Source organism: Streptomyces sp. NBC_00012, assembly GCF_045040875.1.
Taxonomy (GTDB): Bacteria; Actinomycetota; Actinomycetes; order Streptomycetales; family Streptomycetaceae; genus Streptomyces.
In genome coordinates, this window is the sequence record NZ_CP108309.1 from 1,046,034 (window position 1) to 1,064,762 (window position 18,729).

Consider the following 18,729-nt stretch of genomic DNA (forward strand, 5'->3'; position numbering starts at 1 on the left):
TCTGCCGGGTTCTTACCGGAGTGGGACCGTTCGTCGCGGGTAGGCGGACGTCGAGAAGCTGTCACCGAACACCCCTGCGTCGCCCTGGCTGGAGCACATGAACGAACAGGTCACCTCGCGACCGGCCGGCCGCCCCTGCCCGGACCGGTCCACGGAGGTTCTGCACAGCGCCGCGGTGTTCGACGGCGAGCCCGGCTGCATCGCGCAGGCCCGGGCGCTGGCCGATCGTTTTCTGGTCCGGCTGGCCGCCGAGTGGCTCGCGGTGTTCGGTGAGCACACCCGCAGCGATCTGCTGCTGGCGGTGAGCGAACTGGTCACCAACGCCGACCGGTACAGCCAGGGCCCCTATCTGCTGGAGCTGGAGGGCACCGCGGAGCGCGTCAGTGTCACGGTGTACGACTCCAGCACCGCCCTGCCGCGGTTCTACTCCCCCGACCCGACACGCCCGGGCGGCCACGGCATGGAGATCGTGGTGGCCCTGTGCGACCGGCTGACCGCCGAGCGGGTGCCGGTGGGCAAGCGCATCCGCGCCGAGTTCGAACTGAGCAGCTGAGCTGTGGGGCGGGCGGGACGCCGCCCGCCCCACGACCACGGTCCGGTGGCGGCGGGTCAGCCGCGCTCGAAGACGCAGTCCCCGCACAGGCCACCGGCCGGAGTGCGGTAGTACAGACAGCAACTGCGGCGGCGGAATGCCACGTCGTGCGGGGCGCCGGTGTCCCGGAGGTCCGGGTGGTCGAAGAGTTCGGCGACCAGTGCGCGGGCCCGCGCCGCCACGTCGGGGCGGCGGTGGCTACGTGCCCGGGCGACGAGTTGGCGCAGGGCGCCGGACAGGGCGGACCCCGCGTTGCCCCACAGCAGCCGGTCGGACAGCGGGCCGTCCCGGTGGACCGCCTCGGCCAGGGGCACGAGGTGGCCGTACTGGACGGCTTCGCGGATCCGGCAGGCGGTGCCGGGCAGTGACCCGGTGCCGTCCAGCCACAGGTCGTCGGGGGCCGGGTGCCGCGGGTCCCAGTGGAGGGCCTCGGGCGAAAGACCGGGGAAGCGGCCGGTCAACGCCGCCGGTCCGAGTGCGACCGACCAGAGCCGGGAGGCCAGCCCCAGGTGCGCGATGGAGGCGGCCACTCTGCGCTCGGTGGTGTTCAGCCGGGCGGCGACCGTGTCGATCCGGGCCGTGAGCGGGGCCTGCTCCCCCGCGTACAACCGGGCCAGCGGGCGGTGCGTCGCGTCGGGCGGCTCGGCGGCCCGCAGCGCGAAGAATCCGCCCACCGGGGCAGCTTCGGACCCGTCCATCCCAGGTACTCCTTCCCGGCGTTCCGGCCGCCGGCCTCGACTGTGCGGGCGCCCGGCATGCCACGGCCCGGCGTTCACCGTAACCCTGCGGGGTGAGGGCTTCCGGGTCCTCCGGGGGAGAACTACCCTCCGGAGGAGGACACTGGGACCACGGCCGTACTACTGAGGCAGTACGCCGAATCGCCGTCTCAAGGACGACGACGCAGCCGCGCCGAAGAGACATCGTGGTGTACATGAGTTCCCTTGCGCTGTCCGTGCTGCTGTCACTGGTCTCCGCGGTCGCCTACGCGGCCGGGGCGATCGTCCAGGAGCGCGTGGCGACGACCGGCGACGGCCACTCGCTGGCACCGCTGCGCAACCGTGTCTGGTGGGCCGCCGTGGCGCTGAACGGAGGGGGCGCGGTGCTCCATGTCGTGGCGCTGGCCTACGGTCCGCTCAGTCTCGTCCAGCCGCTCGGTGCGCTGACCATCGTGTTCGCCCTGCCGATGGCGGCGCTCTTCGTGCGTCGCCGGGCGGGAGCCACCGCGTGGCGGGGCGCGATCATGGCGACCGTCGGTCTGGCGGGCCTGCTCGCGCTCACGGGGAACGCCGAGTCGCACGCCCTGGGCGGCCGGGACCAACTGGTCGTCGCCGGTGTGACGCTCAGCGCGGTCGCGCTGCTGCTGCTGGTCTCCACGGGCGTGCACCGGCCGGTGGTACGGAGCGTGGTCCTGGCCGGGGCGGCGGGCATCGCGTTCGGCATCGCCTCGGTGTTCGTGAAGACGGTGGCCGTGGGGTGGACCTCCGGCGCGCTGGTGGCGGGACTGCCGGCGCTGCTGGCGATCGCCGGTTTCGCGGCCGCCGGGCTGCTGCTCTCCCAGGCCGCGTACCGGGGCGCCGGACTGACCGCGCCACTGGCGACGGTGACCGTGGTGAACCCGGTGATAGCAGCGGTCGTGGGCATCACGATGTTCGGCGAGCAGTTCCGGCACGGCACGGCCGGGACCGTGCTCGCGCTGGCCTGTGCGGTGGTCGCGGCGGGCGGCCTGATCCTGCTCACGACGGAGCGGCTGGGCACTGAGCACCGGGCCGCTCAGGCGGCGGGCGGCGCGCTCCCGGACGCTCCGGCGCACGGGGACGCGGCGGGCGCGGACGTGGAGGGCGCGGAAGCGGGGGCCGGTGCGGCGGGGGCTGCGGAACCGGCGGCGGATCCGGTTCGCCCGGTCCTCGCGCCGGGGGCCGTGGTGCTCTCCGGGCCGGTCCCGGTGGAGTCCGCTGCTTCAGCGCCCGAGCCGCCGACGTCCGCCGGGCCCGCCGAGGCGGTCGGGGGTACGTTCTCCGCGGCGCGTCCGCTGCCGGTGCTGATGCCGCTGGAGTGTCTGGGCCGGGTGACGTTCGGCCTGTCGTCGCACACCGGCCCCGAGCGGCCGAGCGGCTCGCCCGCGGCCCCTGCCGAACCCGACGGCGGGGCCGAGTCCCCGGGAGCCGTTCAGACCCTGACACCACCGGCCCTGAGGTAGGCCAGCGGGTCGATGTCCGATCCGTAGCCGGGACCGGTACGGATCTCGAAGTGCAGGTGCGGACCCGTGACGTTCCCGGTGGAGCCCGAGCGCGCGATCCGCTGGCCCGCGGAGACATGACGGCCCTCACGCACATGCAGCGCGGACAGGTGCGCGTACTGGCTGTACTTGCCGTCGCTGTGGCGGATGACGACCTGGTAGCCGTAAGCCCCGCCCCAGCCCGCCGAGACGACCGTGCCGGAGGCCACCGCCCTGATCGACGTACCGGTCGGGACGGGGAAGTCGACCCCGGTGTGATATCCGCTGGCCCACGAGCCGGACTGGCGGTACGGGGTGCCGATGCCGGCCGCGACGGGTGCGACGAGACCGGCGCGCTGCTCCGTCCTCGGCTTCGGCCGGTGGCTCTCGGTCTTCTTCGGGTGCGGCTTCGGCTTCGCGGTGCTGGGGTGCGACTTGGGCGTCTCGGCGCTGTGGTGCGGCTTCGGCTTCGCCGTGCTGGGGTGCGGCTCCGGCGCCGCGGTGTTGTGGCGGGGCTTCGCTGCCTGGTGCCGGGACGCGGCCGCCTGCTGCTTCGGTTCGGCTTCCTGGTGGTGGGGCTCGGCCTTCGGACGCTCCGGCGCCGCCGACCGCTGCGGTGCCGTGGACTTCCGGGGCTTCGGCTCGGCCTTCGGCTTCGCCTGCGCGGGTGTGCCCGTCCGCGGCGACCGGGCCATGTCCAGACTCAGGCGCTGCCCGGGCAGGATGAGGTCCGGGTCGTCCCCCACGACCTCGCGGTTCTGCGCGTAGAGGTGCTGCCAGCCGCCCCGGACGCGCTCGGTCGCCGCGATCGCGGAGAGCGAGTCGCCGCGTGCCACGGTGTACGACTCACCCTTGCCGGGCACGGTGGTCGGCGTGGCGGGGGCGGACTTCGGCTTCGCCGCCGGCTTGCCCTGGGCGGTTCTGCCCGGAGCCTTCGCGTGGCTGGTGCGCTGCGACTGCGGGTTGATGTCGGCGGTGTCCCCGCCGCTGCTCAGCCCGGCCTTCGTCGAGCAGCCCGGCCACGCGCCCGGCCCCTGCGCGTCGAGCACCTTCTCGGCGATGGCGATCTGTTCGTCCCGGGTGGCCAGATCGGCGCGCGGGGCGTAGACGGTGCCTCCGTACGCCGCCCAGGTCGACCGGGTGAACTGCAGCCCGCCGAAGTAGCCGTTGCCGCTGTTGATGTGCCAGTTGCCGGTCGACTCGCAGGCCGCGACCTTCTCCCACACGTCCGTCGACGCGGCGCCCGCCGAAGCCGCCGCGATGAGCGGGAGCGCGAGGCCCGCACCGCCCGCGGTGACCGTGAGCGAGGCACGGTTGATCCGGCTGGGCTGATATTTGCGGTGCCGTCCGTTCGCGGCCATGGCTTGGCTCCCCCACTGACATTGGGACACGTCGCAAGCGCCCAACTTATGTGCAGGCAAAGGGCGGTGACAAGAGAGCGAACGGGCTCACCCGTCACCGCCGGCCCAGCTGCCCCACCGTCGCCGGGGGTCAGGATACGGACGGGGCGGCACGGCGTCGGGCCGCCGCGTCCACGAGTGCCGCCATGACCCGGGTGTCGTGGCCCATCTCGGGGTGCCACTGGACCCCCAGCACCAGGCTGTCGTGGCCGGTGAGTTCCACGGCCTCCACGGTGCCGTCGGGCGCGTGGGCGCTTGCCGCGAGGCCGGATCCCAGGCGGTCCACGGCCTGGTGGTGGTAGGCGGGCACCACGTCCGGTTCCGCGACGGCCGCCGCGTACGCCGTGCCGGGAACGGGGGTGACGGGGTGTTCGCAGAAGACGCCGGGGCCGCCGGTGTGCCCGTCCAGGTGCTGGTGCAGGGTGCCGCCGAGCGCGACGTTGAGCAGTTGCATGCCCCGGCAGATGCCGAGCAGCGGGACGCGCAGGGCGATCGCCGCCTCGATGAGGGCGAGTTCCCACGCGTCGCGTTCGCGGGCCGGTGAACCGGTGCGGGGGTCGGGCGACGCACCGTACCTGGCCGGTTCGACATCGGCGCCGCCCGCGATCACCACACCGTCCAGTGCCGCCACGGTCTCCCGGGCCGCGTCGGCGGTGTCGTCGGGCGGCAGCATCACCGCCAGGCCGCCGGCCGCCCGCACCAGGCGCGGGTAGACGGCGGGCAGCACGACGGCCTGAGTGTCCCAGACACCCCACCGGGCCGATTCCTGATAGGTACTGATGCCGATGACGGGCCGGGTCATGGCCGCCTCCTCCGGTTCGTTCGCTGTTCGGTCGTGATGCCGCCGCCGCGTACGGGTGGGGCAGCGGAGGCGCGGCTAGCGGATATAGGTGCAAAACCCCTGTGCCGGGGGCTCGTTCAGTCCCGCGACAGTTCGGCCTCGGCCGCCGCCAGGGCGGCGAACTCCTCCTCCGGGGCGCTCGCGACGAGACGGTGACGGCTGTAGAAGGCGAAGTAGGCCAGCGCCACCACGTACACGCCGAGCGCGATGAACGCGGCGTCCCGGTCCACCAGAAAGGTCGCCACCAGGGCCGAGCATGCCAGTACGAAGGCCACGGACGAGGTGACCGCGCCGCCGGGCGTTCGATAGGGCCGTTCGAGATGCGGCTCCCGCCGGCGCAGCACGATGTGGGAGAGCGCCATCAACGCGTAACTGATGGTGGCGCCGAAGACGGCGACGTTCAGCATCCGGCCGCCGTTGCCGATCCAGGCGGCCAGGGTGAAGCCGATCGCGCCGGGGATCAACAGGCCGAGGTAGGGGGACTTGCGGCGGTTGGTCAGCGAGAGGAAGCGCGGCAGATAGCCGGCCCGGGAGAGCGCGAACAGCTGACGGGAGCCGGCGAAGATCAGCGAGAAGAACGAGGCCACCAGGCCCGCCAGGCCCGCGTAGTTCACGAAACGGCTCAGGCCGGTGGGACCGCCCTTGCCCTCCAGCGCGACCACGAGGGGGTTGCCCGCCTCCGCGTACATCAGGCCCATCAACAAGGTGGCGGCGGCGAGCCCGCCGAATCCCCCACTTGGACAGGCCGATGTTCCAGCCGGAGTAGTCGCCGGACACGACATAGGCGACGCCGAGTCCGGTCAGCAGGAGCCAGCCCGCGCTGCCCCGGCGCAGAGTACGGCGGTGCAGGTACTCGTCCTCGCCGGTCACGGCACCGGACGGGCCGCCGGGTGGACTGGTGGGTGTGTCGGTCCCCTGGGCCATGGGGCGCTCCAGATGTGTATCGACGGCGCTGCGCCGAGGCGTGGCAGGCGGAAGGGACGCATCAAAGGTTCACCGGCACACCTTTATGGAACGCCAAGTGAAACACAAGGGGCGCGCGTTAAACCGTGGTTACGGATGAGCGCCTTGCTCGTGACAAGTGCGCCGGGCGCCTCCTGGACGAGGATCAGCCGCCATCGGCCGGGCCCCTTCCCAAGCAATGGTTCCCTGTCATACCTTATGGATCTCGGTGCACCCAAGGAGGAATCCCGTGGCAGACCGCACACCCCCGCTCACCGTCGAGGAGCTGCGCTCGCTCGTCGCGGACGGGGCCATCGACACCGTCGTCCTGGCCTTTCCCGATATGCAGGGCCGGCTCCAGGGCAAGCGGTTCGCCGCCGGCTTCTTCCTCGACGAGGTTCTTGAGCACGGTACCGAGGGATGCAACTATCTGCTGGCCGTCGACACCGACATGAACACCGTCGACGGCTACGCGATGTCCTCCTGGGAGCGGGGCTACGGCGACTTCGCCATGGTCCCCGACCTCGACACCCTGCGACTGCTGCCCTGGCACGAGGGCACGGCACTGCTCGTCGCCGACCTCGCCTGGAACGACGGCGGCCCGGTCGTCGCCGCACCTCGCCAGGTGCTGCGCCGGCAGCTGGACCGCCTGGCCCGCCTCGGCTACCGCGCCCAGGTGGGCACGGAGCTGGAGTTCATCGTCTTCAAGGACACCTACGAACAGGCCTGGGACCGCGGCTACCGCGGACTGACCCCGGCCAATCAGTACAACATCGACTACTCCATCCTCGGCACCGGCCGCGTCGAACCCCTGCTGCGCCGTATCCGCAACGAGATGCAGGCGGCCGGGCTGACCGTCGAGTCGGCCAAGGGCGAGTGCAACCTCGGCCAGCACGAGATCGCCTTCCGCTACGACGAGGCGCTGGTCACCTGCGACCAGCACGCCGTCTACAAGACGGGCGCCAAGGAGATCGCCGCGCAGGAGGGCGTATCGCTCACCTTCATGGCCAAGTACGACGAGCGCGAAGGCAACTCCTGTCACATCCACCTCTCGCTCACCGACGACAACGGTGACAACGCGATGGCGGGTGACGGCCCGGACGGCATGTCCGACCTGATGCGGCATTTCCTCGCCGGACAGCTCGCCGCGCTGCGTGACTTCTCCCTGCTGTACGCGCCGAACATCAACTCCTACAAACGGTTCCAGCCCGGCTCCTTCGCGCCGACCGCCGTCGCCTGGGGCCATGACAACCGCACCTGCTCGCTGCGCGTGGTCGGCCACGGCCGCTCCCGCCGCTTCGAGAACCGGCTGCCCGGCGGGGACGTCAACCCGTACCTCGCCACCGCCGGGCTGGTCGCCGCGGGACTGTACGGCGTGGAGCACGAGCTGGCGCTGCCGGAGGTCTGCACGGGCAACGCCTACACCGCCGAGTACGAGCAGGTGCCGACGACCCTGCGCGAGGCCGCCGACCTGTGGGAGGCCAGCCCCATCGCCAAGGAGGCGTTCGGCGAGGAGGTCGTCGCGCACTACCTGAACATGGCGCGTGTCGAACTCACCGCCTACGACGCCGCCGTGACCGACTGGGAGCTGCGCCGCTCCTTCGAGCGCCTGTGACCTCCGTCCCGTTCCCCGACGTCCCCCTCGTCCCTCACCCCCGATCGAGGCCCGTACGTGTCCCACCAGTCAGCACCGCACAGCCTGGACGTCCTGAACCCGGCCACCGCCGAGGTCATCGCCACCGTCCCGGCCACCACAGCCGCCGATGTCGACTCGGCCGTCGCCCGTGCCGCCACCGCCCAGCGCCTCTGGGCCGCGGCGGCACCCGCCGACCGCGCCCGGCTGCTCCGCCGGTTCGCCGCCACCGTCGACGAACACATCGAGGAACTGGCCCTGCTGGAGGTCCGCGAGGCCGGACACACCATCGGCAACGCCCGCTGGGAGGCGGGCAACGTCCGCGACCTCCTCGACTACTGCGCGGGCGGTGTCGAACGCCTGCTGGGCCGGCAGATCCCGGTCGCCGGCGGCATCGACTTCACCCTCCTGGAACCGCTCGGCGTCGTCGGGGTCATCGCTCCCTGGAACTTCCCGATGCCGATCGCCGCCTGGGGTGCGGCCCCGGCGCTCGCCGCCGGCAACGCCGTCCTGCTCAAACCCGCCGAGACCACCCCGCTGACCGCGCTGCGCCTGGCGGAACTGGCCCTGGAGGCCGGGCTGCCCGGCGGACTGTTCCAGGTGCTGCCGGGCGAGGGGCCGGTGGCCGGCAGCGCCCTGGTGGAGCATCCCGGCGTCGCCAAGATCGTCTTCACCGGCTCCACCCGGACCGGCAAGCACATCATGACCCGCTGCGCCGATCGCGTGAAGCGCCTCACCCTGGAGCTCGGCGGCAAGAGCCCCAACGTCGTATTCGCCGACGCCGACCTGGAAGCCGCGGCGGCCGGTACCCCGATGTCCTTCCTGGACAACGCCGGCCAGGACTGCTGCGCCCGGACCCGCATCCTGGTCGAGCGCCCGGTCCACGACCGCTTCCTCGACCTGCTGGCACCGGCCGTCGCCGCCGTGGTGGTCGGTGATCCGTCGGACGAGAAGACCCAGATGGGTCCACTGATCTCGGCCGTCCAGCGGGAGCGCGTGAGCGCGTTCGTGGACGCCCTGCCCGACGGTGTACGGACGATCCTCGGCTCGGCGCCCGACGGCCCCGGCTTCTGGTACCCGCCGACCGTGCTCGCCGGGGTGTCACCCGACGCCCCGGTGGCCGTCGACGAGGTCTTCGGGCCGGTCGCCGTGGTGCTGCCGTTCGACGACGAGGCGGACGCCGTACGGCTGGCGAACGCCACGGAATACGGTCTGGCCGGGTCGATCTGGACGCGTGACGTGGCCCGTGCGCTGCGGGTCGGCCAAGGGCTGCGGGCCGGGAACCTCTCCGTCAACTCGCACTCCAGCGTCCGCTACGCCACACCTTTCGGCGGCTACAAACAATCCGGACTGGGCCGCGAGCTCGGCCCCGACGCACTCGCCGCCTTCACCGAAACCAAGAACATCTTCATCAGCACGGAGGCCTGAGCACCATGACCGACACCACCGCTGTCTGCCGCCGCCTGGTCGGCCGCACCGCCGTAGTCACCGGAGCCGGGAGCGGCATCGGACTGGCCACCGCCCGGCGCCTGGCCGCCGAGGGCGCGCACGTCGTCTGTGCCGATGTGGACGAGGCGAGCGGCAAGGCCGCCGCCGAGGAGGTCGACGGCCTCTTCGTACGTACCGACGTCACGGACGCCGAGCAGGTCGAGGCGTTGTTCAAGGCCGCCTTCGACACGTACGGATCGGTCGACATCGCGTTCAACAACGCGGGGATCTCGCCGCCCGAGGACGACTCGATCCTGGAGACCGGCCTCGAAGCCTGGCGCCGGGTGCAGGAGGTCAACCTCACCTCCGTGTACCTGTGCTGCAAGGCCGCCATCCCGTACATGCGGCGCCAGGGCAAGGGCTCCATCATCAACACGGCCTCCTTCGTGGCCCGGATGGGCGCCGCCACCTCGCAGATCTCCTACACCGCCTCCAAGGGCGGCGTCCTGGCCATGTCTCGTGAACTGGGGGTGCAGTTCGCCCGGGAGGGCATCCGGGTCAACGCGCTGTGCCCCGGGCCCGTCAACACCCCGCTGCTCCAGGAACTGTTCGCCAAGGACCCGGAGCGGGCCGCGCGCAGGCTGGTGCACATCCCGCTCGGCCGGTTCGCCGAGCCCACCGAGATGGCCGCCGCCGTGGCCTTCCTGGCCAGCGACGACTCCTCCTTCGTCAACGCCACCGACTTCCTGGTCGACGGCGGGATCTCCGGCGCCTACGTCACCCCGCTCTAGACCAGGTGCGGCGAGGGCGCGGGACGCCGCGGCCCCGACCGTACGACCACGCCGCCCGGCCGGGCGTCACCGGACGCCCGGCCGCGGCCGGCAAGCGGCTGGTCAACCCCATGTTTCATCGGGCCGAAGGGCCGGACGGACGGACGGCGTCCATCCGTGTGCCACCACCGGCTGCACCGCGTCGGACGGGACCTCGCAACCCGTGCGCCGCGGCGACGGCCGTGTGATTCCCGATCAGCGCGACACCGTCTTCGCGGGCCGACGTCCGGTACGCGCGGTTGCCGGGGTGGCCGGCCCGGCGGCCTGCACCCCGCCGGGCGCGGGGTCGAGCAGCACCTCCCGCAGCCGCGCGGCGAACGCCTCGGGGTCCTCGGCGCAGCCGGTGTGCCCGCCGGGGAACTCCACGAGCCTGCCGATCGCCCGGTCCGCCAGCCGGAAACCCCCGATCGCCGTGAGCAGGGTGCGGGAATCCTCCCCCACCCCGATCACCAGCTTCTCCGCGCCGCGCCCCAGAGCCGCCAGGTCCGGCACGTAACCGCTGAACGAACAGAGCACGTGCTCCAGGAACACCGGGAGGTTGGCCCCCATCCGCCGGGACTCCTCGGCATCCCGCGCGGACGGTTCGGGCGCCGCCCGGTGCTCGCGCCCGGCCGGCGGCGGCGCCTCCGGATCCGTCAGGCCCTCGGTCATGGTGGCCAGTGCCGCGGCCACCCCACCGCTGCGGAAGGAGTCGCGCACCGCGGCGAAGATCTTGTGCCCCCGTTCCGGGTCGGGCAGCAGTTCCACCGACGGCGGTTCGTGCGCGACCACTCGGTGCAGCCGCTCCGGGTGACGGGAGAGCAGGTCCAGGGCGACGATCGCGCTCGAACTGGAGCCGAAGACGGCCGCCGGCGCCCCGTCCGGGGACAGCAGCTCGATCAGCCGATGGGCGTCCTCGCTGTGCACCTCCACCCGCTGGTCCTCCGGCGCGCCGTCGAGAAGGCTGCGCGAGTAGCCGCGCGGGTCGTAGGCCGCGACCGTCCATGTGCCGGCCAGCCGGGCCGCCATCCGGTCGTAGAGCCCCGCGTCGGCGCTGCCGCCCGGAATCATCAGCAGCAGCGGGCCCTCGCCGCGCACCTCGTAGTACAGCGTCGCGCCGGGCACCTTCAGATGTCCGGTGCGCTCCGGCACCGTGCGGTCAGCCATGACCGTTCTCCCCCTCGTCCGTCTTCCCGTCCGTCGCGGACGGCCAGTGCTCCAGCAGGAAGTGCAGGGCCTCGACGGACCGCTCCCAGGACGTCTGTACGTCGCGGGGCGCACCGAAGCCGCCGCTCGCCTCCAAGGCGCAGTAGCCGTGGAAGGTGCTGCGCAACAGCCGTACCGCGTCCGTGAGATCGGGCTCGGCCAGGCCGTAGGCGCGCAGCATCGCGCCCGTCGTCTCGAGGGTGCGGTGGTACGCGGACGACCGCGCGACGATCTCGGGGTCGACCCGCATCTGCGTCGCCTCGTACCGCCCCGGCCGCTCCAGCGCGAAGGCCCGGTAGGCGTTGGCGAACCCGACCAGGGCGTCCTTCCCCGCCCGGCCCGCCACGGCAGCAGAGATGCGCTCGATGAACTCCCCCGCGGCCAGCAGCGCGACCCGGGTGCGCAGATCGTGCAGATTCCTGACGTGCGAATACAGGCTGGCGTCCTTGACCCCGAAGCCGCGGGCCAGCGCGGAGATCGTGACCTTGTCGAAGCCGACGGAGTCGGCCAGATCGGCCGCCGCCTCCACCACGCGTTCGGTCGTGAGACCCGCGCGAACCATTCGCCACCTCCGTCGAAGCATACCTAGACACCCTAGGCAGCTCCCTAATATACACAGGCGACTCCATCCGGGCGATGCCGAACAGGCCGTTCCCGCACGCCGTATCCATACTGAAGATCTCGGCATTCCCGAAGATCCCGGCATCCCCGAAACAGATTGCAGAGCCCATAGATGAGCGGCACTGCACAGATCGGCGCCACAGGGCTCGCAGTCATGGGCCGCAACCTCGCCCGCACCTTCGCCCGCAACGGATTCGAGGTCGCGGTGCACAACCGGACGACCGCGAAGACGGACGCGCTGGTCGACACCGAGAAGATCAATGGCAGGACACGCCGACCCGCGAGTCTCCGCTGCCGCCCACCGTGCGCGACTCGCTTCTCACCTATGCGGAGAAAAGGGAGTGGACGAGAACGGGTACCTACTGCAATCCGCACACAACGATCCCTGCACTGGGGTCACTCAACTATGCAGTACCAGTGGTGGTCAGCAAGGAAAAAGGCTGGCATCACCCGAAAGCTCAGCCCGTATTCACTGCGACACTTCTTGCCTCGAACTGCCTATCCAAGGATGTTCCGATCACCGACGTCGCAGAGTGGATGGGGCACAGCAACATCAACATGACTTTCAGGATCTACCGCCACCTCATGCCGGCCTCGGCAGGTCGGGCGGCTCGACTCCTCAACGAGGGACTATGAAGCACTTAAAGACGAAGGGCCGGGCGTATGCCTGGCCCTTCATGCGGTTTTCTGCTGTTGGGCTCACCGGTCGAGGTCGGCCACCTTGAACTTCAGTTTGCCCCGAAGTAGTACCTAAGGGCTGTCATGACTTCGGGACTCTTCGGTACATCCAACGTCCCGTCACGTCGAGATAGACCGCTGCGTTGGCGACTCCGACGTAAGAACGTTCCATTCACTTTCTCTCCCCACATGGTCCGACGTACACCGGCCTGGCCGCGACCGCGCCATCACCTTGCGAGCCGCCCCTCAGATCACCACGACGTGGTGCCGACAACACACGCCGACTGCGCGTCTCCGAACCAGTCCTCAGCGCGAAACAGCCCCCGGACCGCGCCCCGCACGAACCGAACCGTCGCGCCACAGAGTGCTGGCGACCATCCGGGGAACATTGGCGACACCATGGCAGCCTCCCAGTCCGCGATCGTCTGTACCTCGTAAGCTCGGTAGCCCGTTCCGTTATGGGGGTCGGCCGGACTACCGAAGACCACGAAACCGGAAGTGGGCAGAGCCACAATGAGCAGCACAGCGCAGATCGGTGTCACCGGGCTTGCCGTCATGGGTCGTAACCTGGCCCGGAATTTTGCACGCAATGGATATACCGTTGCGGTGCACAACCGCACGGCCGCTCGCACCGAAGAACTCGTCGAACAGTTTGGCGATGAGGGTGATTTCATCGCGACCGAGAGGGCCGAGGACTTCGTGGCAGCCCTGGAAAGGCCACGATGTCTGGTCGTCATGGTGAAGGCCGGAGAGGCCACGGACGCAGTGATCGCGGAGTTCACGCCTCTCTTGGAACCCGGCGATGTGATCATCGACGGAGGCAACGCGCACTTCGCAGACACGCGCCGCCGAGAGCGCGAATTGCGCGAGCAGGGCATCCACTTCGTCGGCACCGGCATCTCCGGCGGCGAGGAAGGCGCGCTCAATGGACCGAGCATCATGCCAGGCGGCAGCAAAGAGTCTTATGACTCACTTGGGCCGATGCTGGAAAAGATCTCCGCGAAGGCCAAGGACGGCGCCCCGTGCGTCACGCATATCGGTCCTGACGGCGCCGGACACTTTGTAAAAATGACACATAACGGCATCGAGTACGCGGACATGCAGCTCATCGGCGAGGCGTACCAGCTGCTCCGCGACGTGGCCGGATACTCCCCCGCGCAGATCGCGGACATCTTCCGCGCCTGGAACACCGGGCGCCTGGACTCCTACCTCATCGAGATCACCGCAGAAGTGCTCTCGCATGTCGATGTGGCGACCGGTAAGCCCTTCGTGGATGTCGTGCTCGACCAGGCGGAGCAGAAGGGCACCGGCCGCTGGACCGTACAGATCGCCCTCGACCTGGGCGTTCCCGTCTCCGCCATCGCCGAGGCCGTCTTCGCCCGCTCCGTCTCCGGCCACGCCGCCCTTCGTGATGCCTCACGCCACCTCGCCGGACCGACCGTCCGCAAGCTCGGTGAGGACGAGGCGGCGGCATTCGCCGACCAGGTCGAGCAGGCACTGTATGCCTCGAAGATCGTCGCCTATACCCAGGGCTTCCACGAGATCGCGGCCGGCAGCAAGCAATACGACTGGAACATCGATCTCGGCAAGGTCGCCGCGATCTGGCGCGGCGGATGCATCATCCGGGCCGCGTTCCTCGACAGGATCACCAGCGCCTACGAAGCCCAGCCTCAGATGGCAAGCCTTCTCTCCGACAAGAGCTTCGCCGAAGAAATCGCCGCCGCACAGAACGACTGGCGCACCGTGATCGCCACCGCCGTCACCGAGGGCGTCCCCATCCCCGCCTTCGTCGCCACCCTCGCTTACTACGACTCCCTGCGCGCCGAGCGCCTCCCCGCCGCCCTCACCCAAGGCCAGCGCGACTACTTCGGCGCACACACCTACCACCGCATCGACCGCGACGGCGTCTTCCACACCCTCTGGGGCGGCGACAAAACCGAAGTCGAAAGCTGACCGACACCCGCAAAGGCTGATGAGGGGGCGGATTCCTCACCCCAGATGCGATCGCGGACGTTGAAGGGATCAAAGGCGGGGCCGCGCTTCCCTTCACCGCTCGGCGGTGCTCGAGACCGATGTACTCCGTCTCGTCGCTGGAGGGCACGACACCGCAGGCATCGCGAACAGGCTCTCCTGCTCCCAACGCCCGATCAAGGAAGCCCTGCACCAACTGAAGCTCGTCGCCCGTCAGTCCTCGCGTTTGAGGCCCTTGATGACGCGCTGCCGTATTGAATGCGGCCGTTGGGTCAGCTGCCTGCAAGGCAGCACCGGGATGCCACCCCGATGGTCACTTCGCGGCGCAAATGACCTCGACGAAGTGGCCCACTCGCTCCTCCGGTAGGCGACGTGCGAGGTCCGCCTCACTGATCATGCCGACCAGGCGATGGTTCTCAATGACCGGCAGCCGCCGGATCTTGTGCTCTTCCATGGCCCGCAGAACGTCATCCGTGTCGGCCCCAGCGTCAATGGTGATCGGTTTACCCTGCTCAAGCATGCCTGCGGTCATGCTCTTCGGGTCTTTGCCCTTGGCGAGGCACTTCACCACGATGTCGCGGTCGGTAACAATGCCGTGGAGCCTGTCGTCCGGCCCGCATACCGGGAGCGCTCCGACGTCCAGCTCGCTCATCCGGCGCGCCGCGACCTCCAGCGTCTCGTTCTCTTGGATGCAGGTTGCATCGGCGTGCATGATCTCCCGTGCAATGGTCATGGCCGGCTCCTTCGATCCTGAGGATCCACGCGGCAGAGCCCACAGATCCGGGCACGCCTCGAATCTTTCCTCCCTGAAACCAGTGTGGGTTCTTCGTATCCCGTACGCACGCTGGTCTCCAGAGTCGCCGCGCCCGACCTGCGCGGCATCGCCTGGCCTGACCGCGTTCGGGACGGGACCCCGGTAGCGGATGGTGTTCCCCTCGGTGTTTTCGGGGGGCCATGGCGTCGACGGTGACTGATGCCCTCGCCGGTCACTGCGAGCCGGAGGCGAGTCCGGTCAGCCGCATACGGCTGCAGTCGTGATTGACGACATCGAGGAGTCGAAGTCATCGGTGGTCAAGAGGCCGACGACACGCCGATACTCTTCCAGAACGGGCAGCCTGCACACGCCGGACCTACGAGCGCGCTCTTCCTTGAGGTCTCATCGGCCGGGTAACGGGTGGTGCTCCGGAGCGCTCGGGCCATCACCGGCAGGTGCAGCGCAGCACTTGCGTGACCTGTTCTTGGCCGTCGGAGCACGCCTCTCTTCTCGCGTCGCATGCGATCCCGCACCGCGGCGCCCTCAAGTGTCCAGGTGTGGGGCGGCTGTTCACCGCTGCTCACGCAACAGCGTGAGGCGGCGTTTGTACTCCTCCTCGTCGATTTCCCCTCGAGCGAACCGTTCTGCGAGCAGGTCTTCGGCTCGTCGGCTTCCCCATGCTGCCTCACCGGAGGACGAACCGGACTGGCGACCGCGGTGGGTGTTGGTGAGGTAGTGGGTGAAGGCAACGATCCCGACGATCAGCAGCGACCAGAACACCACCATGATCATCCTTCGGGTCGGCCAGCCTTCAACAATTCCACAGTGGCGCTGCATGACGCCGATAAGGAAGGGAAACATGGGCCCTGTCAGGGGGCTGAACGGTCCGTGTGATCTGTACGCGGGCGGTCGCTGACCAAATCCGCTCAACGCGTTGGCCCTCGCGTGCCTCCGGCACTCTGGGGAGCGCGACACATCGAGGGAACGACGGTGCGGGAGTCGCCCCTTCCGCACTGCTGTCGCCCCCTGCGCCACGGTCCAAGGCGTGGAGGACGGCGGCAGAGGATTGACGGGTGAGCAGTGTTCGCGGAAAGGCGTACCGGGAGCACGGCCGCTGGCCTTGTGGTCGGACGACAGCGGCACGGAACCTCACGTGCTGGTGGGTGAACTCGGTACGTCGTCGGTCCTGTAGGCCAGGGACTCGGTGACGGACACCACACCGTCGACGCTCCTGCACAGCCGTTCGATGATCGGGATCAGGCTCTTGAACTCGACGGAACCTCTCAGAGCCACCTCCCCCTGCCGGACCTCGGCCGTCACCGCCGAGGGAGCGAGGCCCATCGTCTGCTGCAGCAGATCCCGGTCGATCTCCTCACGGATGGCTTCATCGCGGCGCAGGAAGACCCGTAGTAGGTCTCTGCGGCTGACAATGCCCAGCAGCTTATCCGTCTCGTCCACAACGGGCAGACGTTTCACGTCCTGCACTTCCATGAGGCGGGCAGCCTCGACCACGGTCCATTCCGGACGAGCACACACCGCCGGAGCCGACATCACTTCCTCGGCCCTGGCCCCTTCGGCCTTGGCCCGCTCCCACGCCTCCAGATGAGGAATCGGTGTCCGGCCGGTCGGATCGGTCAGGTCGGCGGACTTGCGCAGCAGGTCAGCCTCGGACACGACACCCATGGGCCGGTCCAGTTCGTCCACCACGGGCACCGCGGTGACATCGTTCTCCGCCAACAGTTTGACGATCTCCTTGAACGGCAGGTCACGCCGCGCCCGAACGACGTCACGGGTCATGAGCTCTGCAATGGTCCGGTGGTGCATGTGACTCGCCTTTCGGGGGGTTGTCAGAAGTGGTCATGTGTCGAGCGGATCAGGAACCAGTCGCCCACGGTCGAACCGACCGGGCTCGATTCCGGGCCGTTCGGCCCCGAGAACGGCCCATTACGGGACAGCCCTCAGGCCCCACGGCATTGTGCTTTCCTCCTCGTGCGACGGCACGCCGTGCGTGGCAGTTTGAGTACAACGACACGATGAGAAACGGTGAGATCATGCGAGCTCACCTCGGCGATCGCCTTGTTTGCGAAGCCCACCGGCTCCAAGTCCATGGGGTACCAGTAGGGCGGTATCCAGCCGACACGTCGGCGCTCCGAGAAGGCTCGGACCCGCGTAGCAGTAGCCCAGACAGCGCACGGCCTGCAGCGACGTCGCTCCGTCCGGCGAGGCCGTGCCCGCCATGATGCCCAGTTCGCGCTCCGTATCGGTGAGATGCCGGCCGTTCTGGGCGGCGAAACACGCGGTCGCGGAGCAGACCCTGAGATGACGGCGACCGTGCGCGGTCGCGAGGTCCGCGTAGTAACTGGCCGGTCCGAGCGCGGCAGCAGCGGGCAGACCGACCTGGGCGGCGAGCGCCGGAGCCCATGCCTCGGGACTGTCCGCCGTACCCGCTCTGGCCTCGGTCAGCGTCTCGATCAGCCGGGTGCCTGGCCGACCGCGTCGGCCTGCCAGGGCCCGGAATGCGTCGAAGCGGTCCGCCGAACCGACAGGAGCCATGCCTTCATCGTGGAGGCGGCCGACCATGCGACCGTGGCCGCAATCGCGGCATGGGGCGCTTGCGTATACGAGCGTGGCACGGCAATGGCAAGGCGACCTGTGGGAGCGGAACGCGTGGTCGAGAGTGATCGGCGAGTCGATGGGACCGGCTCATCGGCCGGCCCGGCTCATCGAGCGCGTCGTACCGGATCTGCGCGGCGGAGCCCGCTCGGCGCTGACGCTTGACTTCGGGCATGGTCTCTTCCATAACGTCGACCCATGTCGGAAGAGAAAAGCCCGGGCGCGCCCGGAAAGCTGCCGCGCTCGCTGTACGAGCGGGAGCTGTACCGGCTCCAGACCGAGCTGGTGAGGCTCCAGGAGTGGGTACGTGCCGAAGGCGCACGGCTCGTCGTGGTGTTCGAGGGACGTGACGCGGCGGGCAAGGGCAGCACCATCAAGCGCGTCACCGAGCACCTCAACCCCCGGGTGGCGCGTATCGTCGCGCTGCCGCGGCCCACCGAGCGCGAGCGCGGCCAGTGGTACTTCCAGCGCTACGTCGAGCACCTTCCGGCCACGGGGGAAATGGTCCTGCTCGACCGGAGCTGGTACAACCGCGCCGGCGTCGAGCGCGTCATGGGTTTCTGCACGATGGAGGAGCACCAGCGGTTTCTCCGGCAGTGCCCGATCTTCGAGCGGATGCTGGTGGAGGACGGCATCCTGTTGCGCAAGTACTGGTTCTCGGTCAGTGACGCGGTACAGGAGGAGCGGTTCCGGCGCAGGCTGCAGAATCCCACCCGCCGGTGGAAACTCTCGCCGATGGACCTGGAGTCGATCACCCGCTGGGAGGCCTATTCGCGGGCGAAGGACGAGATGTTCGTCCACACCGACATCTCGGAGGCTCCTTGGTACGTCGTCGAGAGCGACGACAAGCGCAGGGCCCGGCTGAACATGATCTCCCACCTCCTGTCGACCGTGCCGTACGAGACGGTCGATCCGCCGGTGATCGAACTGCCAGCGCGGCCTCCGGCCACCGGGTACCAGCGACCGCCGAGAGACCTTCAGACGTACGTCCCCGACCACGCGTCGCGGCTCGGGAAGTAAGGCGAA

General features: G+C 69.7%; 17 protein-coding genes and 2 pseudogenes. 9 read left to right on the top strand and 10 right to left on the bottom strand.

From position 1 onward, the window contains the following. Nucleotides 1–97: 97 nt before the first annotated feature. The gene (locus tag OHA19_RS05030; RefSeq protein WP_405719544.1) at nucleotides 98–553 is read left to right on the top strand and encodes an ATP-binding protein; all 456 of its coding nucleotides are present in this window, start codon (nucleotides 98–100) and stop codon (nucleotides 551–553) included. A 56-nt stretch (nucleotides 554–609) separates the two neighbouring features. Here the strand turns inward: OHA19_RS05030 and OHA19_RS05035 are convergent, their stop codons facing one another. Next, entirely contained in the window at nucleotides 610–1,290 is a 681-nt protein-coding gene (locus tag OHA19_RS05035; protein ID WP_405719542.1) for a (2Fe-2S)-binding protein, read from the bottom strand. 224 nt (nucleotides 1,291–1,514) lie between these two features. Here OHA19_RS05035 and OHA19_RS05040 point away from each other — a divergent pair, with 224 nt between their 5' ends. Next, the gene (locus tag OHA19_RS05040; RefSeq protein WP_405719540.1) at nucleotides 1,515–2,789 is read left to right on the top strand and encodes a DMT family transporter; all 1,275 of its coding nucleotides are present in this window, start codon (nucleotides 1,515–1,517) and stop codon (nucleotides 2,787–2,789) included. Here the strand turns inward: OHA19_RS05040 and OHA19_RS05045 are convergent. From OHA19_RS05045 to OHA19_RS05055, 3 genes and pseudogenes are all read right to left on the bottom strand, one after another. Then, entirely contained in the window at nucleotides 2,759–4,168 is a 1,410-nt protein-coding gene (locus OHA19_RS05045) for a transglycosylase family protein (protein WP_405719538.1), read from the bottom strand. The two genes, OHA19_RS05040 and OHA19_RS05045, sit on opposite strands and share 31 nt — an antisense overlap. Nucleotides 4,169–4,298: 130 nt before the next feature. Beyond that, on the bottom strand, nucleotides 4,299–5,009 hold the full coding sequence (locus OHA19_RS05050; protein ID WP_405719536.1) for a gamma-glutamyl-gamma-aminobutyrate hydrolase family protein: 711 nt from the start codon (nucleotides 5,007–5,009) through the stop codon (nucleotides 4,299–4,301). A 116-nt stretch (nucleotides 5,010–5,125) separates the two neighbouring features. Then, a pseudogene (locus OHA19_RS05055) lies at nucleotides 5,126–5,972 on the bottom strand (amino acid permease). Nucleotides 5,973–6,240: 268 nt separating this feature from the next. Here OHA19_RS05055 and OHA19_RS05060 point away from each other — a divergent pair. From OHA19_RS05060 to OHA19_RS05070, 3 genes are read left to right on the top strand one after another with little or no spacing between them, the layout of a single operon-like run. Beyond that, nucleotides 6,241–7,605: a glutamine synthetase family protein gene (locus OHA19_RS05060; protein ID WP_405719533.1), complete on the top strand. Its 1,365-nt coding sequence runs from the start codon at nucleotides 6,241–6,243 to the stop codon at nucleotides 7,603–7,605. 57 nt (nucleotides 7,606–7,662) lie between these two features. Further along, nucleotides 7,663–9,051 carry an aldehyde dehydrogenase family protein gene (locus OHA19_RS05065; protein ID WP_405719530.1) on the top strand — a complete coding sequence of 463 codons (1,389 nt, stop codon included), beginning with the start codon at nucleotides 7,663–7,665 and terminating at the stop codon, nucleotides 9,049–9,051. Between the two features lie 5 nt (nucleotides 9,052–9,056). Continuing rightward, a complete protein-coding gene (locus OHA19_RS05070) occupies nucleotides 9,057–9,842 on the top strand; it encodes a 3-oxoacyl-ACP reductase (RefSeq protein WP_266687058.1) in 786 nt (261 codons plus the stop codon). 234 nt (nucleotides 9,843–10,076) lie between these two features. Here OHA19_RS05070 and OHA19_RS05075 read toward each other — a convergent pair whose 3' ends face one another. Beyond that, nucleotides 10,077–11,027 (bottom strand): alpha/beta fold hydrolase, encoded by a 951-nt coding sequence (locus tag OHA19_RS05075; RefSeq protein ID WP_405749477.1) that lies wholly within the window; start codon nucleotides 11,025–11,027, stop codon nucleotides 10,077–10,079. Beyond that, on the bottom strand, nucleotides 11,020–11,628 hold the full coding sequence (locus tag OHA19_RS05080) for a TetR/AcrR family transcriptional regulator (RefSeq protein ID WP_405719524.1): 609 nt from the start codon (nucleotides 11,626–11,628) through the stop codon (nucleotides 11,020–11,022). The genes OHA19_RS05075 and OHA19_RS05080 overlap by 8 nt, the downstream gene beginning before the upstream one ends. Before the next feature lie 171 nt (nucleotides 11,629–11,799). Between OHA19_RS05080 and OHA19_RS05085 the strand changes: the two are divergent. The 3 genes and pseudogenes from OHA19_RS05085 to gndA form a co-directional block, all read left to right on the top strand. Then, nucleotides 11,800–11,931, top strand: a pseudogene (locus OHA19_RS05085) (NAD(P)-binding domain-containing protein); the annotation flags it as partial. Between the two features lie 173 nt (nucleotides 11,932–12,104). Continuing rightward, nucleotides 12,105–12,323 (top strand): hypothetical protein, encoded by a 219-nt coding sequence (locus OHA19_RS05090; protein ID WP_405722205.1) that lies wholly within the window; start codon nucleotides 12,105–12,107, stop codon nucleotides 12,321–12,323. 555 nt (nucleotides 12,324–12,878) lie between these two features. After that, nucleotides 12,879–14,318, top strand: a complete 1,440-nt coding sequence (gene gndA / locus OHA19_RS05095; RefSeq protein WP_405719521.1) for an NADP-dependent phosphogluconate dehydrogenase — start codon at nucleotides 12,879–12,881, stop codon at nucleotides 14,316–14,318. Nucleotides 14,319–14,649: 331 nt separating this feature from the next. On the opposite strand, the gene OHA19_RS05100 is transcribed toward gndA, so the two are convergent. The 4 genes from OHA19_RS05100 to OHA19_RS05115 all read right to left on the bottom strand — a co-directional run bounded on the left by OHA19_RS05100 (nucleotide 14,650) and on the right by OHA19_RS05115 (nucleotide 17,643). Then, nucleotides 14,650–15,069 (bottom strand): CBS domain-containing protein, encoded by a 420-nt coding sequence (locus tag OHA19_RS05100; RefSeq protein WP_405719519.1) that lies wholly within the window; start codon nucleotides 15,067–15,069, stop codon nucleotides 14,650–14,652. 591 nt (nucleotides 15,070–15,660) lie between these two features. Further along, nucleotides 15,661–15,876 (bottom strand): SHOCT domain-containing protein, encoded by a 216-nt coding sequence (locus OHA19_RS05105; protein ID WP_405749479.1) that lies wholly within the window; start codon nucleotides 15,874–15,876, stop codon nucleotides 15,661–15,663. A 363-nt stretch (nucleotides 15,877–16,239) separates the two neighbouring features. Then, nucleotides 16,240–16,914 (bottom strand): CBS domain-containing protein, encoded by a 675-nt coding sequence (locus OHA19_RS05110; RefSeq protein ID WP_405749481.1) that lies wholly within the window; start codon nucleotides 16,912–16,914, stop codon nucleotides 16,240–16,242. A 225-nt stretch (nucleotides 16,915–17,139) separates the two neighbouring features. Next, nucleotides 17,140–17,643, bottom strand: a complete 504-nt coding sequence (locus tag OHA19_RS05115; RefSeq protein WP_405749483.1) for an NAD(P)H-dependent oxidoreductase subunit E — start codon at nucleotides 17,641–17,643, stop codon at nucleotides 17,140–17,142. A gap of 258 nt (nucleotides 17,644–17,901) precedes the next feature. On the opposite strand from OHA19_RS05115, the gene ppk2 reads away from it, so the two are divergent. Then, entirely contained in the window at nucleotides 17,902–18,723 is an 822-nt protein-coding gene (gene ppk2 / locus OHA19_RS05120) for a polyphosphate kinase 2 (protein ID WP_405719508.1), read from the top strand. Nucleotides 18,724–18,729 lie beyond the last annotated feature (6 nt).

Coding starts and splice junctions, on each gene's coding strand:
- OHA19_RS05030 (WP_405719544.1), top strand. CDS start 98: ATGAACGAACAGGTCACCTCGCGACCGGCCGGCCGCCCCTGCCCGGAC.
- OHA19_RS05035 (WP_405719542.1), bottom strand. CDS start 1,290: ATGGACGGGTCCGAAGCTGCCCCGGTGGGCGGATTCTTCGCGCTGCGG.
- OHA19_RS05045 (WP_405719538.1), bottom strand. CDS start 4,168: ATGGCCGCGAACGGACGGCACCGCAAATATCAGCCCAGCCGGATCAAC.
- OHA19_RS05050 (WP_405719536.1), bottom strand. CDS start 5,009: ATGACCCGGCCCGTCATCGGCATCAGTACCTATCAGGAATCGGCCCGG.
- OHA19_RS05070 (WP_266687058.1), top strand. CDS start 9,057: ATGACCGACACCACCGCTGTCTGCCGCCGCCTGGTCGGCCGCACCGCC.
- OHA19_RS05075 (WP_405749477.1), bottom strand. CDS start 11,027: ATGGCTGACCGCACGGTGCCGGAGCGCACCGGACATCTGAAGGTGCCC.
- OHA19_RS05080 (WP_405719524.1), bottom strand. CDS start 11,628: ATGGTTCGCGCGGGTCTCACGACCGAACGCGTGGTGGAGGCGGCGGCC.
- gndA (WP_405719521.1), top strand. CDS start 12,879: ATGAGCAGCACAGCGCAGATCGGTGTCACCGGGCTTGCCGTCATGGGT.
- OHA19_RS05100 (WP_405719519.1), bottom strand. CDS start 15,069: ATGACCATTGCACGGGAGATCATGCACGCCGATGCAACCTGCATCCAA.
- OHA19_RS05105 (WP_405749479.1), bottom strand. CDS start 15,876: ATGGTGGTGTTCTGGTCGCTGCTGATCGTCGGGATCGTTGCCTTCACC.
- OHA19_RS05110 (WP_405749481.1), bottom strand. CDS start 16,914: ATGCACCACCGGACCATTGCAGAGCTCATGACCCGTGACGTCGTTCGG.
- OHA19_RS05115 (WP_405749483.1), bottom strand. CDS start 17,643: ATGGCTCCTGTCGGTTCGGCGGACCGCTTCGACGCATTCCGGGCCCTG.
- ppk2 (WP_405719508.1), top strand. CDS start 17,902: ATGTCGGAAGAGAAAAGCCCGGGCGCGCCCGGAAAGCTGCCGCGCTCG.